Origin of the sequence: Actinomycetospora lemnae (genome assembly GCF_028737315.1) — a bacterium.
Classification (GTDB): domain Bacteria; phylum Actinomycetota; class Actinomycetes; order Mycobacteriales; family Pseudonocardiaceae; genus Actinomycetospora; species Actinomycetospora lemnae.
This window is the reverse complement of the sequence record NZ_JAQZAO010000004.1, coordinates 107,978-121,840: the sequence shown is the minus strand read 5'-3', so window position 1 is coordinate 121,840 and position 13,863 is coordinate 107,978. Positions and strand designations below refer to the sequence as shown.

Here is a 13,863-nt window from a genome sequence, read left to right as displayed (position 1 = left end):
CCGTCCAGGTTACCGGGGCGCGGGAGGGGAACTCGGGTGGCGTGGAACTCGTGCACCTCGGCCATGCGTGCGTGGTCGCCGACACCGGCTCGGCGCGCATCCTCATCGACCCCGGCGCCTTCTCGTCGGGCTACGAGACCCTCGAGGGCCTGACCGCGATCCTCGTGACGCACCAGCACGTCGATCACCTCGACCTCGACAAGCTGCCGGCGCTCCTCGGGCAGAACCCGGACGCGGAGCTCGTCGTCGACCCCGGCACCGCGGAGCAGCTGCGCGAGCGGGACATCGCCCACACGGTCCGCGAGCCCGGCGAGACGTTCACCGTCGGTGGCGCGGAGATCGAGGTGATCGGCGGCGACCACGCGGTGATCCACCCCGACATCCCGGGGATCGCCAACAACGGGTACTGGATCGACGGCAGCGTGCTGCACCCCGGCGACGCCTTCACCGTGCCCGAGCGCACCCCGGACGTGCTGCTCCTGCCGACCGCGGCGCCGTGGCTCAAGGCGTCCGAGGCCGTCGACTACCTGCGCGCGGTCGCCCCGCCGCTCGCGGTGCCGATCCACGAGGCCGTGCTGGCCAACCCCGATCTGCACTACAACCTCTTCGCGAACCTCGCCCCCCAGGGCACCGACGTGCGGATCGCGCCCCGCGGGGTGGCGTTCGCCACGTGAGCAGAAAGGAGTGCTGGAGCACTCCGAAGTGCTCACGAGCGCGGAGCGCACCTACGCGGTGATCGACCAGTGCTCCGGGTCGCCGGCGGCGCCGCGACGGCGCGGGGCACGGCGGGGCACGAGCTCGGCGGCGCCGAGCGGGGTGGCGCCCTCGGCGAGCGCCCGGTCGACGAGCTCGCCGGCGGTGGCGGCCTGCAGGCCCGCGGGCAGGGCGAGGTGGACCAGGTCCGGCTCCACGCGGCGGCGCGACGGACGGGCGCGCCGCGGCTCGGGGCCGACGACGGGGCCCTCCCACGACGTGACGAGCGCGCCGCCGAGGCCGAGCCGGTGCACGCCGCCGTCGTCGAGGAGCAGGCCGATGCCGGCCGTGGTGAGCGCGGTCCGGGTGCCCGGCGAGGCGGCCCAGCCCGGCGCGGCGAACCCGTCGACCGGGAGGCCGAGGGCGTCGCGGCTGCGCAGCGCGGCCGTCAGGCGCAGGCCGGCCTCGTGGGCGGGCAGGCGACGGTAGGGACGACGCGTGCCGCCTGCGGACTCCGGGCGCGTGCCGTGCAGCAGCACGGCCTCGCCGAGGCGGCGGCGCGCGGTCGCCCAGGCCACGACCTCGGGGTGCGGGCGCGGGCCGGCGAGCCAGGTCACGGGCACGCGGCGGGCGTCGAGGGCATCGGCGAGCGCCACGGCGGCCGCGAGGGGCGCGCCGGGCTCGAGACCGGTGACCGAGACGAGCAGGCGGGCGGCGCGAGTCACGGGACCCATGAGGCCAGGTGGAGGTGCCGGGCGGGCGTCCGTCGGGTGAACACCGCGGCTCGGCCGGACGACGGCCGCACGCGCCGCTCCCACGGTCACATCGCGGGCGGCCACTCCCGGCCGGTCAGGCGCGTGTAGGCCTCGATGTAGCGGGCCCGCGTGGCCTCGACCACGTCGTCCGGGAGCGGCGGCGGCGCCTCGCCCGAGTGCCGGTCCCACCCGGAGGCGGGCGAGGTGAGCCACTCGCGGACGTACTGCTTGTCGAAGCTCGGCTGGACCGCGCCCGGCTCGTAGCCCTCGGCGGGCCAGAACCGCGACGAGTCGGGCGTGAGCACCTCGTCGCCCAGCACCAGCGTGCCGTCCGGGGACAGGCCGAACTCGAGCTTGGTGTCGGCGAGGATGAGGCCCCGCGAGGCGGCGTACGCGGCGCCGCGGGCGTAGACCGCGAGGGTCTGGTCGCGCAGCGCGCCGGCGAGGTCGCGCCCGACGGTCGCGGCGACGGTCTCGAAGCTGACGTTCTCGTCGTGCTCGCCCCGGGCGGCCTTCGTCGCGGGCGTGAAGATCGGCGTCGGGAGCACGCTGGCCTCGGTCAGCCCGTCGGGCAGCGGGACGCCGCAGATCGCGCCGTCGCGGCGGTAGTCGGCGGTGCCGGAGCCGGCGAGGTAGCCCCGCGCGACGCACTCCACCGGGATCATCTCCAGCCGGCGCACGAGCAGCGCCCGCCCGCGCACCTCGTCGGGGATGCGCTCGTCCCGTGCGGCGATCAGGTGGTGGGCGATCGGCGGCGTCGCGACGTCGGGCCCCCCGAGGAGCTCGAACCAGAACACGCTCATCGCCGTGAGCACGCGGCCCTTGTCGGGGATCGGCGTCGCGAGGACGTGGTCGTAGGCCGAGATCCGGTCGGACGCGACGAGCAGCAGGGTCTCGTCGTCGACCTCGTAGAGGTCCCGGACCTTGCCGGAGGCGAGGTGGCGATAGCTGCTCAGCGAGACCACGGGCGCGCAGGTTACGGGAGACGCCGATCAGGGGAGCACGCCGATGGGGAGCTCCACCCTCCTAGAGGATGGGGGCGGGCGTGTACGCCGCCGCGTCGGGTCGCTGCGCCACGATCGCGTCCACCTGCCGGGTGATCTCGGCGACCTGCGCCCCGGCGGCCCCGACGAAGGCGCGCGGGTCGCCCACGGCGGCGTCGAGGTCGGCCGCCGTGAGCCCGAGGCGGGCGTCGCCACCGAGGCGGGCGAGCAGGTCGTTGCCCTCGGTGCCCTTCTCGCGCATGTCCAGGGCGACGGCGCGGGCGTGCTCGGAGACGATCTCGTGCCCGGTCTCGCGACCCACCCCGGCGCGCACCGCGGCCATGAGCACGGCGGTGGTGGCGAGGAAGGGCAGGTAGCGGTCGAGCTCGCGGGCGATCACCGCCGGGTAGGCGCCGAACTCGTCGAGGACGGTGAGGATCGTCTCGAGCAGCCCGTCGACGGCGAAGAACGCGTCGGGCAGCGCGACGCGGCGCACGACCGAGTCGGACACGTCGCCCTCGTTCCACTGCCCGCCGGCGAGCTCGGCGACCATCGCCGCGTTGCCGCGCAGCACCACCGCGAGGCCGTTGACGCGCTCGCACGAGCGGGTGTTCATCTTGTGCGGCATCGCGCTGGAGCCGACCTGGCCCGGCCGGAAGCCCTCGGTGACCAGCTCCTGGCCCGCCATGAGGCGGATGGTCGTGGCGAGGCTGCTCGGGCCCGCGGCGAGCTGGACCAGCGCGGAGAGCACGTCGTGGTCCAGCGAGCGGGGGTAGACCTGCCCGACGCTGGTGAGCACCTCGGTGAAACCCAGGTGCTCGGCGACGCGGCGCTCGAGCTCGGCCAGCTTCTCGGCGGAGCCGCCGAGGAGCCCCAGCATGTCCTGCGCGGTGCCGACCGGGCCCTTGATGCCGCGCAGCGGGTAGCGCTCGACCAGCTCGGTGAGCCGCCGGTACGCGACGAGCGTCTCGTCGGCCGCGCTCGCGAACCTCTTGCCCAGCGTCGTGGCCTGGGCGGCGACGTTGTGGCTGCGCCCGGCCATGACGAGCTCGGCGTGCTCGGAGGCGCGCCGGGCCAGGCGGGCGAGCACTGCGACCGTCTTGTCCGCCACGAGGCGCAGCGAGTCACGGATCTGGAGCTGCTCGACGTTCTCGGTGAGGTCGCGGCTGGTCATGCCCTTGTGGGCGTGCTGGTGGCCCGCGAGCGCGTCGAACTCCTCGATGCGCGCCTTGACGTCGTGGCGGGTCACCCGCTCGCGTGCCGCGATCGACGCCAGGTCGACCCGGTCGACGACGGCGCGGTAATCCTCCAGCACGCCGTCGGGTACCTCGACCCCCAGCTCGCGTTGCGCGGTCAGCACCGCGATCCACAGCTCGCGCTCGAGCACGATCTTGCGCTCGGGCGACCAGAGCGCGGTCAGCTCGGGGGACGCGTACCGGGCGGCCAGCACGTTCGGGACCGTCGGGGCACTCACTCGGCCGAGCCTACGGGCACGGTCGGCGCAGGAGGGGCGCCCGCACCCGGTCGGAGAACGCCGAGCGACTACGGTCGGGGGGCCCGTGAGCAGGGAGGGAGGACGCATGGAGCCGGTCGAGCCGGACGCGTCCGCGCCGCTGCGGGTGCTGCTCGTGGAGGACGACGACGCCGACGCCCTCCTCGTCACCGAGCACTTCGCCGACGCCGACCTCGCGGTCGATCTCGAGCGCGCCGCGTCGCTCGCCGACGCCGAGGCCGTGCTCGCGGGCGCCGACGGCGGCGACGGGGCGTCCGGGCCGGACTGCGTGCTGCTCGACCTGGCGCTCCCCGACGCCCACGGCTTCGAGGGGCTGCGCCGCGTGCTCGCCACCGACGGGCCCGCCGTGCTCGTCCTCACGGGTCGGCGCGACGAGCAGCTCGGCGCCGACGCGGTGGGCGTCGGCGCGCAGGACTACCTGGTCAAGGACGCCGTCGACGGCCCGACGCTCGCCCGCGCCGTGCGCTACGCCGTCGAGCGCCGCCGCAGCGACCGCGTCCGGCGGGCCCTGCGCGACGCCCAGCTGCGCGCCGACGAGAACTCCCGCCTCGAGCGCGGCCTGCTCCCCTCGCCGCTGCTCGACGACCCCGCGGTGCGCATCCTCGCCCGCTACGAGCCGGGCACCGAGCAGACGCTGCTGGGCGGCGACTTCTACGACGTCGTGGAGGACCGGGACGGGCAGCTGCACGCGGTGATCGGCGACGTCTGCGGGCACGGGCCCGACGAGGCCGCGCTCGGGGTGAGTCTGCGCATCGCGTGGCGCACGCTGGTGCTCTCGGGCATCGACCCCGACCGGGTGCTGCCGACGATGCACGAGCTGCTCATCAGCGAGCGCAACCACCCGACGCTGTTCACGACGCTGGCCGCGGCGACCGTCGACCCGACCCGTCAGCGCCTGACGCTGCGCCTGGCCGGCCACCCGCCGCCGGCGCTGGTCGGCGAGGGCGAGGACACCCGCCTGCTGTCCACCGAGAGCCTGGGCCTGCCGCTGGGCATCGGCAACGGGACGACGTGGCGGCCGCTGGAGGTCGAGCTGCCGCCCAAGTGGTCGCTGCTGCTCTACACCGACGGGCTCATCGAGGGCCGCCAGCCGTCGGGCGACGTGCTGTGGACCGACGGCCTGCAGGCGCTGCTGCGGGAGGTCACGGCGGGCCCGGTGCCGTGGCGCGACGACCCGGCGACGATGCTGGACGCCGTGATGGAGCGCGTGCGGTCGCTGTCGACGGCCCGGCCCGACGACGTCGCGGCCGTGCTGCTGGTGTCGGACACGTGAGCGCGACCGCGACGGACGCCGACACCGGGACCGCGGCGCCCGGACCGCCGACCCCGGGGCCCGCCCCCCTCGTCTCCCCGCACCCGCGGCGGCGCACCGGCCTGGCGCGGTGGTCGCTGCGGCGGATCCTCGCGGTCACCGGGGCTGTGGTCGCGGTCCTGCTGCTCGTGGCCGCCGTCATCGGGGCCGTCTCGCTGTCCGCGCTGGACGAGCGGCGGAGCGCGCTGATCGACCGGCTCGACCCGGCGCTGCTGGCCGCCCAGCGCCTCGACGCGGCCACGGTCGACCAGGAGACCGGGGTGCGGGGCTACGCCCTCGCCCGCACGCCGGACTTCCTCGCGCCCTACGAGCGCGGGCGCGCCGACGAGGCGCAGGCCCTCGCCGACCTGCGCGCGGTGGCGGGCGGGGACCCGGTCGTCCTCGCCGACCTCGGCGCCGTGCAGGACGCCCTGACCCGCTGGCGGGCGGTGTACGCCGAGCCCGCCGTCGCCGCGATCACCCAGGGCGGCGCGCCCCCGTCGGTGGAGCTGGGCCGCGCCGCGTTCGACGAGGTGCGCGCCGCGCTCGACGTCCAGCGCGAGCACCTGCAGACCCTGCGCGACGACGCCCGCGACAACCTCGACGGCGCCGCGACCATGCTCGCCGTGGTCGGGCTCGTCACGCTGCTCGGGCTCGCGCTCGGCATCGCCGCCCTGCTGCTCTGGCTGCGCCGGGTCGTCGTGGCGCCGACGCACCGGCTCGCGGCGGAGGTCCGCCAGGTGGCCGACGGCGAGCTCGAGCACGAGGTCGCGCCCGCCGGGCCCCGGGAGATCACCCAGCTCGGCGAGGACGTCGAGGCGATGCGCCGGCTCATCGTCCGCGAGCTCTCCGACACCGAGCGGGCCCGCCAGGAGCTCGACGCCCGCAGCCTCGACCTGGCGCGCTCCAACTCCGACCTCGAGCAGTTCGCCTACGTCGCCTCGCACGACCTGCAGGAGCCGCTGCGCAAGGTGGCGAGCTTCTGCCAGCTGCTGCAGCGCCGCTACGCCGGGCAGCTCGACGAGCGCGCCGACCAGTACATCGAGTTCGCCACCGACGGCGCCAAGCGCATGCAGGTGCTGATCAACGACCTGCTCGCGTTCTCCCGCGTCGGCCGGCAGGGCGAGCCGATGCGCCCGGTGGACCTCGGCGAGCTCGTCGACGCCGCGACCGAGAACGTGGGGCGGGCGCTCGAGGAGTCCGGCGGGACCGTCGAGCGCGGCGAGCTTCCCCAGGTCCTCGGCGAGCCGGCCCTGCTCACGACCGTGTTCCAGAACCTGCTGGGCAACTCGTTGAAGTTCCGCGGCGAGGAGCCCCCGCGGGTCCGGATCGACGCGCAGCGCGACCCGGAGGACGACGGACGGTGGCTGCTGCGCTTCCGCGACAACGGCATCGGGATCGACGCCGAGTACGCCGACCGGATCTTCGTCATCTTCCAGCGACTGCACGCCAAGGACGCCTACCCCGGGACCGGGATCGGGCTGGCGATGTGCCGCAAGATCGTCGAGCGCCACGACGGCTCGATGTGGCTCGAACCCACCGACGGACCGGGGACGACGTTCGTCGTCGCCCTGCCCGTCCTGTCCCCGGAGACCGCGAGCCCTGTGGAGGCGACCCCGTGACCGACCCGATCCACGAGATCGACGTGCTGCTCGTCGAGGACGACCCCGGCGACGTCCTCATGACGCAGGAGGCGTTCGAGCACCACAAGCTGCGCAACCAGCTGCACGTCGTCGCCGACGGCGTCGAGGCGCTGTCGTTCCTGCGCCGCGAGGGCGAGTACAGCGACGCGCCGCGGCCCGGGCTGATCCTGCTCGACCTCAACCTGCCCCGGAAGGACGGGCGCCAGGTGCTGGAGGAGGTCAAGAACGACGAGACGCTGCGCAGCATCCCGGTCGTCGTGCTGACCACCTCGCAGGCCGAGGAGGACATCCTGCGCAGCTACAACCTCCACGCGAACGCCTACGTCGCCAAGCCGGTGGACTTCGAGCGGTTCATCGAGGTCATCCGCCAGATCGACGACTTCTTCGTGTCGGTGGTGAAGCTCCCGCGGTGAGCGCTGCGATCGACCTCCGGTCCGACACCGTCACCCGGCCGTCGGCACCGATGCGCGAGGCGATGGCGTCGGCCGAGGTCGGCGACGACGTGCTCGACGGCGACCCGACCCTCGGTGAACTGCAGGAGCGCGTCGCCGCGCTGCTGGGCGTCGAGGCGGCGCTGTGGACCCCGACCGGGTGCATGGCCAACGCGATCGCGCTGATGGACCACCTGACACGCGGTGACAGGTTCCTCGCGCCGGCGGGCGCGCACGTGCTCGAGGCCGAGCTCGGTACGGCGGCCTGGCTCGCGGGCGGCATGCCGGGCCCGCTCGCGCACGACGCGGGTCCCGGACGGCCGACGCCGGCGGCGGTGACCGCGGCCGCCGGGCGCGCCGGGCCCTACTTCGGGCTGCGCACCTCGCTGCTGTGCCTGGAGAACACGCACAACGGGGCCGGCGGGGCGGTCACGCCGGTCGAGGAGCACCGCGCGCTGATCGCGGCGGCGCGCGAGGCCGGGCTCGCCGTGCACCTCGACGGGGCGCGGATCTGGCACGCGGCTGCCGCTCTCGGCGTGGAGCCCGCGGCGCTCGCCGAGGGCGTCGACACCGTGTCCGTGTGCCTGTCCAAGGGCCTGGGCGCGCCGATGGGCTCGCTGGTGGCCGGGTCGGCGGCGTTCGTGGACCGGGCATGGCGGCTGCGCAAGATGCTCGGCGGCGGCATCCGCCAGGGCGGCGTCGTCGGGGCCGCGGGTCTGGTGGCGCTCGACCAGGTCGGCGACCTCGCCGCCGACCACGCCCGCGCCGCCCGCCTCGCCGAGGGCATGGAGGAGCTGGGCTGGCCGGTGATCGCGCCGGACACGAACATCGTGCTCGTGCCGACCCCCGACCCCGGCTCGCTCGTGGCCTCGCTCGCGTCCGTCGACGTCGCCGCCGTGCCCTTCGGCCCCGGCGTACGGTTCGTGACCCACCGCGACGTCACCGACGACGACATCACCGCCACCCTCGACCGCGCCGCCACCCTCCCCGCCCCCGCGGCCTGACCCGGCTGCTCGCGGCGCACGGGGTGTGCCAGCGTGGCGTCCACGCTGACGTCTGACGGCAGGAAAGCCCCCAGCTCGGACGGGTCAGCTCCGCGCGCGCGTCGACTCCGCCTCCCCGGGCGCGTTCTCGAGCACGTCCAGCCGGCGGCGCAGGTCGCGCAGCTCGGCGAGGAGCTCGGCGTGGCGCAGGTCCGCAGGATCGGCCCGGGGCGGCGCCGCGACGGCCTCCGACGCGTCGCGCGCCCCGACCTGCTCGAGGAACCAGGTCGCGATCGCGGCCGTCACGGTGCCGAGCACCGCGATCCCCGCGAGCATGAGGCCCGCCGCGACGAGTCGGCCCTCGGTGGTCACGGGCGAGAGGTCGCCGTAGCCGACCGTCGTGATCGTCGTCAGCACCCACCACAGCGCGTCGCCGAAGGTCAGGATCGACGCATCCGGCGCGTCGCGCTCGGCCTCGAACACCCCGAGCGCCGCGACGAAGCTGAGCAGGGAGACCGAGACGATGAGGTAGCTGCCGACCCGGCCCCGGAAGTCGTCGCGCAGCACCCGCCCGAGGACCGAGATCGCCGCGACCAGCCGCAGCAGGCGCAGGAACCGGAAGAACGGCGCCGCGACGACGAGCAGGTCCAGCGGGTGGCGGATGATGAACCGGCCCTTGCGCCGGGCGAGCCCGACGCGGACGCCGTAGTCGACGACGAACACCACCCACACCGCCCAGAGCGCCGCGTCGAGCCACCACCACCACGCCTGGCCCGGCCGCGTCGCGAGCACCTGGACGGCGTAGACCCCGAGGTAGAGCACCGCGAGCACGGTCAGCGGGTAGTCGGTGCGACGCTCCCAGGCCTCCAGCCGCGGCTCGGCAACGGGTTCCATGGACACGGAGAGTAGTCCGCGTCGCGCGATCGTCTAGAGCGTCGGCAGCCAGCGACCGAGCCGGTCGAGGCCCTCCCGCACGTCCTGCGTCGCGCCGGCGAACGACAGACGGATCCACGTGTGGCCGTCGACCGGGTCGAAGTCGATGCCCGGGGCCACCGCGACACCGGTCTCGGCGAGCATGCGGCGGCCGAACGCGAGGGTGTCGTCGGTGAGGTGGGCGACGTCGGCGTAGACGTAGAACGCGCCGTCGGCGGGGGCGAGCCGCGTCAGGCCCAGGGCGGGGAGCCCCTCGAGCAGCAGCCGGCGGTTGAGGGCGTAGCGCTCGACGTGGGAGTCGGCCTCGGCCAGCGACGCCTCGGTGAACGCCCCGAGCGCCGCGTACTGCGCGGGCACGGGCGGGCAGACCGTGAAGTTGCCGGCGATGACGTCCACCGCCCGCCGCAGCCGCTCGGGCACGAGCAGCCAGCCCAGCCGCCAGCCCGTCATCGACCAGTACTTCGAGAACGAGGTGACGACGAGCGCCTCGTGCGAGGTGCTCCAGGCGCTGGCGGTCGGGGGCGCATCCCCGTACTCGATGCCGTGGTAGATCTCGTCGCTGATCAGCTGGACGCCGTGCTCCTCGCACCACCGGGCCAGCGCCGCCAGCTCGTCGGGCTCGATGACGCTGCCCGTGGGGTTGGCCGGGCTCGCCACGACGACGCCCTTCGGCGGGCGGTCGAGCTCCTCGAGCATCGCGACCGTCGGCTGGAACCGGGTCTCCTCACCGCACGGGAGCTCGACGACGTCGCAGCCGAGCGCGGCGAGGATGTTGCGGTAGCAGGGGTAGCCGGGCCGGGCGAGCACGACGGTGTCGCCGACGTCGAACGCCGCGAGGAACGCGAGCAGGAACCCGCCCGAGCCGCCGGTGGTGACGACGACGTCCTCGCGGCCCACCGCGTCGTCGCCGTAGCGGGCGCGGTGGTGCGCGGCGATCGCGGCGCGGAGCTCGACGGTGCCGAGCGAGCCGGAGTAGCCGAGGATCTGCTCGTCGAGGGCGCGCGCTGCCGCCGCCCGGACGTCGGCGGGAGCCGGGGTCGAGGGCTGGCCGGCGGAGAGGTTGACGAGGTCGCCGTGCGTGCGCGCCCGCTCGCCCGCGGCCGCCCAGACGTCCATGACGTGGAACGGGGGGACCATGGCCCGTACCGCCGGGCCGAGGCGCGCCAGAGTCGTCACCCCGTCACCCTAGGTCGGGCTCCCGGGCCCGCTAGTAGCCGACGTACGCGTCCCCCCGGGCCTCGGCCAGCACGCCCGGCACCCGGGACACCGATCCGTAGCGCTCGATCGCGTAGCGGACCCCGGCGATGATGTTGTCGACGGGATCCCGGATGTCGTCGTGCCCGGGCAGCTTGTACGCCTCGAAGGTCGGGCCGATCGTCTGCATGAGGCCCTGCGACGGCGTGCCCTTGTCGGCGTTGGCGTCCCAGTCGTTCACCGCGTTCGGGTCGCCGCCCGACTCGCGCTCGATGATCGTCGCGATGTCGGTCGGGTCCATCCTCTCGGGCGGGACCCCGGCCTCCTGCAGGATCGCCATCGCCTGACGGATCCAGTCGCCGACCTGGCCCGATGGTGCCGTGCCGGTGGACCCGCTGCTGGCGCCGTCGCCGCTCGTGTCGGCGGTGCCCCCGGGGCCGGCGAGGCGCCCGGTGCTGGTCGCGGCCACGTCGGCGCGCGGCTGCCACGGCAGCGGCGTCCCGCGCGGCGGGGCCATGACGGCGGCGTCGGGGGCGGACAGCGCGGAGAACGCCGTCAGGCCCTCGGCCGCCTCGCGCAGGCGGGCCGCGGCATCGGCGAGCTCGGCCTCGGCACGGTCGACGGCTGCCCGCGCAGCATCGGTGGGTCCGCGCACCGCGTCGGCGGCCAGGCCGTCGGCCAGCGCGGGCGGGAGGCCGGCGCCGGCGACCGTCCGGTTCCGCGCCGCGCCGGCCAGCGCGAGCGCCTGGGCCACGTGCTGCTCGACCTCGCGGCGCAGCCCGTCCAGCACGGTGCCGACATGCTCGAGCGTCGTGCCCGCGGCCGTGATCGCCTGGCGCTCGCTCGCCCCGGCCTTCCGGAACGACGCGACCCAGCCGCCGAACGCCGCCGCGCCCTCCCCCACCCAGCGGCCCTCGACCGCCGTCGCCCCCCGGTCGACCGCGCACACCGAGCCGTCGACGCCGTCCCCGACCGCCAGCACCTGCGCCGCCACGGTCCGGATCGCGCCCGGATCGGCCGCCCGGAGCGTCGCCGCGATCGCCGCGAGCTCGGCGGCGGCGGGCTCGGCCGCGAGCCGGCCCTCGAGGTCGGCGGGCACGTCAGCTCCCCGCCGGGCTGAGCGAGTCGGCGGCGACCTGGTCGGTCTCCGGCATCAGCTGCATCGTCGCGTCGAGCGCCCGGTCCGCATCGCCGAGGCGGGCACCGGCGGCCTCGAGGTCCGCGGCGAGCGCCCGGGTCAGGGCCGCCACCGCGTCGCGCAGTGCGGCCGACGCCGCGAGGCCACCGAAGTCCGGGAGCGGGGTCGCCCCGAGCCCGTCGGCGAGCCCCGGCATCCGACCGGACTCGCCCGCCACGACCGTGCGCGCCTCCTCCAGCGCGCGGGTGTCGACGTCGAGGTCGGGCATGTCAGGGACGGTAGGCGGCGGCGTCGCACCGTGGGTGGCGTTCCGGGGAACCCGCGTCAGTAGCCGACGTACGCGTCGCCGCGGGCGATCGCCTCGACGCCCGGCACCTCGGAGACCGAGCCGTACCGGTCGATCGCGTACCGGACGCCGGCGATGATGTTGTCGACCGGGTCCGTGATCTCGCCGTGCCCGTCGAGCTTGTAGGAGTCGAACGTCGGGCCGATGGTCTGCATCAGGCCCTGGGACGGCGTGCCCTTCTCGGCGTTCGAGTCCCAGTCGTTGATCGCCTCGGGGTCGCCGCCCGACTCGTGCTCGATGATCGTCGCGATGTCGTCGGGATCCATCTTGTCGAGCGGCACGCCCTCGGCCTGCAGGATCGCCAGCGCCTCGCGGATCCAGTCGCCGACCTCGCCCTTCGGCCCACCCGTGGGCGCGGCGTCGGTGGTGCCGCCGGCGCTGGTGTCGGCGGTGTCGGCGGTGTTGGCCGAGGCGCTCGAGGCGCTGCCACTCCCGCCGTCGTCGTCGGACGAGGCGCTGTCCTCGGACGAGCCACCGTCAGACGCGGACTCGCCGGCCTCGTCGTCCGAGGCCTCGCCGCTGGACGGCTCGGGGTCGTCGGCTGCTTCGCCGTCACCGGACTCGTCATCGTCACCGGAGGCACCGCTGTCGCCGGACGTGTCGCCGCCGTCGGCCCCGTCGCTGTCGCCGGACGCGTCGCTGCCGCCGGACCCTTCGCCCTCGCTGGATGCCTCGCTGGCTCCGGACGAGCCCGTCTCCTGGGACGAGCCGCTGCCGGAGTCGGCGGACCCGCCTGCGTCCTCGGCGCTCTCGGACGACCCGGCATCTTCGGCGCTCCCGGCGTCCGAGCCGCTCCCGGCGTCCGAGCCGCTCGCCTCCGACGTCGAGCTACCGGAGCCCCTTGCTTCGGCCTCCGAAGCATCCGAGCCACCCTCAGCCGACCCCGAGCCGCTCCCGCCCGACCCCGAGCCACCGCCCGATCCCGACGCAGTCGCTTCGGTCTGCGAAGCATCCGAGCCACTCGAGCTCGCCCCCGAGCCGCTCCCGCTCGATTCCGTCGAGCCGCTCCCGCTCGACCCCGACCCACTCGCTTCGTTCTCCGAAGCATCCGAGCCACCCGAGCTCGCCCCCGAGTCCGCCGACCCGCTCGCGCCGCCGGACCCGCCGTCGTCGGCGTCGGCGGACCCGGAGCAGTCGTCCGCCGACGAGCCCCCCGCCGCGTCGTCAGCAGCAGCCCCGGACGCGTCGCCCGCCGACGATCCGTCGAGCGACGAGGTGTCGGTGAAGTCGCCGGACGAGCCGGCAGCCGCTCCACCCGACAGGTCGATCCCCTGCACGCCCTCGCCGCCGTCGACGAACGCCGGGGCCGTCGCCGCCGCCTCGCCGGCAGGCAGAGCCACCGTCCACCCGAGCGGTCCCGCCCCGCGCGGTGGGGCGATCGGGCGGGTGTCGGGGGTGGGCAGGCGGGAGAAGGAGCTCAGGTCGCCGACGAGCTCGCGCAGGGCCGCGGCGGCGCCGCCGAGGGCGACCTCGGCGCGGCCGACCGCGGCGCGGGCGGACGCGGTGGGCTCCGCAAGCGCCTGGGCCACGAGCTGGTCGGCCATCGGCGCGCGGGCGGGGTCGGCCAGGGCCTCGGTGCGGACCCGGCGCGCGGCGTCCAGGGCCCGCGACACCTGGGCGTCGACCTCGCGGCGCATCCCGGCGAGCTCCTGACCAGCCCCGTCGATGCGCGCCCGGATCCGCTCCGCGCCGTCGAGCGTGCGCGTCCCGGCGCGGCCGAAGTCGTCGAGGTAGCCCGTCAGCGCCTCCGCGCCGCGACCCTGCCAGGCCTGACGGACGTCGGCGCCGTGACGATCGAGGGAACGCAGCGACCCGTCGACGCCCTCGGCCATCCCGCCGAGCCCGCGCGCCGCCGCGTGCAGCACCTCGGGATCGACTTGGTGCACGCGGCCGACGAGGGCACTCAGCTCCTGGCCACCGGGCTGCGCGGCGAGCTCGCCGACGGGATCGAACGCCACGC

Annotated in this window: 13 protein-coding genes; 5 read left to right on the top strand and 8 right to left on the bottom strand. The window is 75.6% G+C overall.

Going from position 1 to position 13,863, the window contains the following annotated elements; translation table 11 throughout:
• Positions 1–41: 41 nt before the first annotated feature.
• Positions 42–674 carry an MBL fold metallo-hydrolase gene (locus PGB27_RS10050; protein ID WP_274200232.1) on the top strand — a complete coding sequence of 211 codons (633 nt, stop codon included), beginning with the start codon at positions 42–44 and terminating at the stop codon, positions 672–674.
• Positions 675–725: 51 nt separating this feature from the next.
• Here the strand turns inward: PGB27_RS10050 and PGB27_RS10045 are convergent, their stop codons facing one another.
• The 3 genes from PGB27_RS10045 to purB all read right to left on the bottom strand — a co-directional run bounded on the left by PGB27_RS10045 (position 726) and on the right by purB (position 3,905).
• On the bottom strand, positions 726–1,418 hold the full coding sequence (locus PGB27_RS10045) for a DUF2334 domain-containing protein (protein ID WP_274200231.1): 693 nt from the start codon (positions 1,416–1,418) through the stop codon (positions 726–728).
• 95 nt (positions 1,419–1,513) lie between these two features.
• Entirely contained in the window at positions 1,514–2,413 is a 900-nt protein-coding gene (locus PGB27_RS10040) for a phosphoribosylaminoimidazolesuccinocarboxamide synthase (RefSeq protein ID WP_274200230.1), read from the bottom strand.
• 61 nt (positions 2,414–2,474) lie between these two features.
• Positions 2,475–3,905 carry an adenylosuccinate lyase gene (purB, locus tag PGB27_RS10035; RefSeq protein ID WP_274200229.1) on the bottom strand — a complete coding sequence of 477 codons (1,431 nt, stop codon included), beginning with the start codon at positions 3,903–3,905 and terminating at the stop codon, positions 2,475–2,477.
• A 106-nt stretch (positions 3,906–4,011) separates the two neighbouring features.
• On the opposite strand from purB, the gene PGB27_RS10030 reads away from it, so the two are divergent.
• The 4 genes from PGB27_RS10030 to PGB27_RS10015 are packed head-to-tail and all read left to right on the top strand — an operon-like array spanning position 4,012 to position 8,313.
• A complete protein-coding gene (locus tag PGB27_RS10030) occupies positions 4,012–5,217 on the top strand; it encodes a PP2C family protein-serine/threonine phosphatase (protein ID WP_274200228.1) in 1,206 nt (401 codons plus the stop codon).
• Positions 5,214–6,857, top strand: a complete 1,644-nt coding sequence (locus tag PGB27_RS10025) for a sensor histidine kinase (protein ID WP_274200227.1) — start codon at positions 5,214–5,216, stop codon at positions 6,855–6,857. Before PGB27_RS10030 ends, PGB27_RS10025 begins: the two co-directional genes overlap by 4 nt.
• Positions 6,854–7,291, top strand: a complete 438-nt coding sequence (locus PGB27_RS10020; RefSeq protein WP_274200226.1) for a response regulator — start codon at positions 6,854–6,856, stop codon at positions 7,289–7,291. Before PGB27_RS10025 ends, PGB27_RS10020 begins: the two co-directional genes overlap by 4 nt.
• 50 nt (positions 7,292–7,341) lie before the next feature.
• Positions 7,342–8,313: a threonine aldolase family protein gene (locus PGB27_RS10015; RefSeq protein ID WP_408630049.1), complete on the top strand. Its 972-nt coding sequence runs from the start codon at positions 7,342–7,344 to the stop codon at positions 8,311–8,313.
• Positions 8,314–8,397: 84 nt separating this feature from the next.
• On the opposite strand, the gene PGB27_RS10010 is transcribed toward PGB27_RS10015, so the two are convergent.
• The 5 genes from PGB27_RS10010 to PGB27_RS09990 form a co-directional block, all read right to left on the bottom strand.
• Positions 8,398–9,186, bottom strand: a complete 789-nt coding sequence (locus PGB27_RS10010; protein ID WP_274200224.1) for a potassium channel family protein — start codon at positions 9,184–9,186, stop codon at positions 8,398–8,400.
• A gap of 33 nt (positions 9,187–9,219) precedes the next feature.
• Positions 9,220–10,362 (bottom strand): aminotransferase class I/II-fold pyridoxal phosphate-dependent enzyme, encoded by a 1,143-nt coding sequence (locus tag PGB27_RS10005; protein ID WP_408630048.1) that lies wholly within the window; start codon positions 10,360–10,362, stop codon positions 9,220–9,222.
• Between the two features lie 70 nt (positions 10,363–10,432).
• Positions 10,433–11,518 carry a transglycosylase SLT domain-containing protein gene (locus tag PGB27_RS10000; protein WP_274200222.1) on the bottom strand — a complete coding sequence of 362 codons (1,086 nt, stop codon included), beginning with the start codon at positions 11,516–11,518 and terminating at the stop codon, positions 10,433–10,435.
• A 1-nt stretch (position 11,519) separates the two neighbouring features.
• Positions 11,520–11,825, bottom strand: a complete 306-nt coding sequence (locus PGB27_RS09995; protein WP_274200221.1) for a hypothetical protein — start codon at positions 11,823–11,825, stop codon at positions 11,520–11,522.
• A gap of 56 nt (positions 11,826–11,881) precedes the next feature.
• Positions 11,882–13,861 (bottom strand): transglycosylase SLT domain-containing protein, encoded by a 1,980-nt coding sequence (locus tag PGB27_RS09990; RefSeq protein ID WP_274200220.1) that lies wholly within the window; start codon positions 13,859–13,861, stop codon positions 11,882–11,884.
• Between the last annotated feature and the right edge of the window lie 2 nt (positions 13,862–13,863).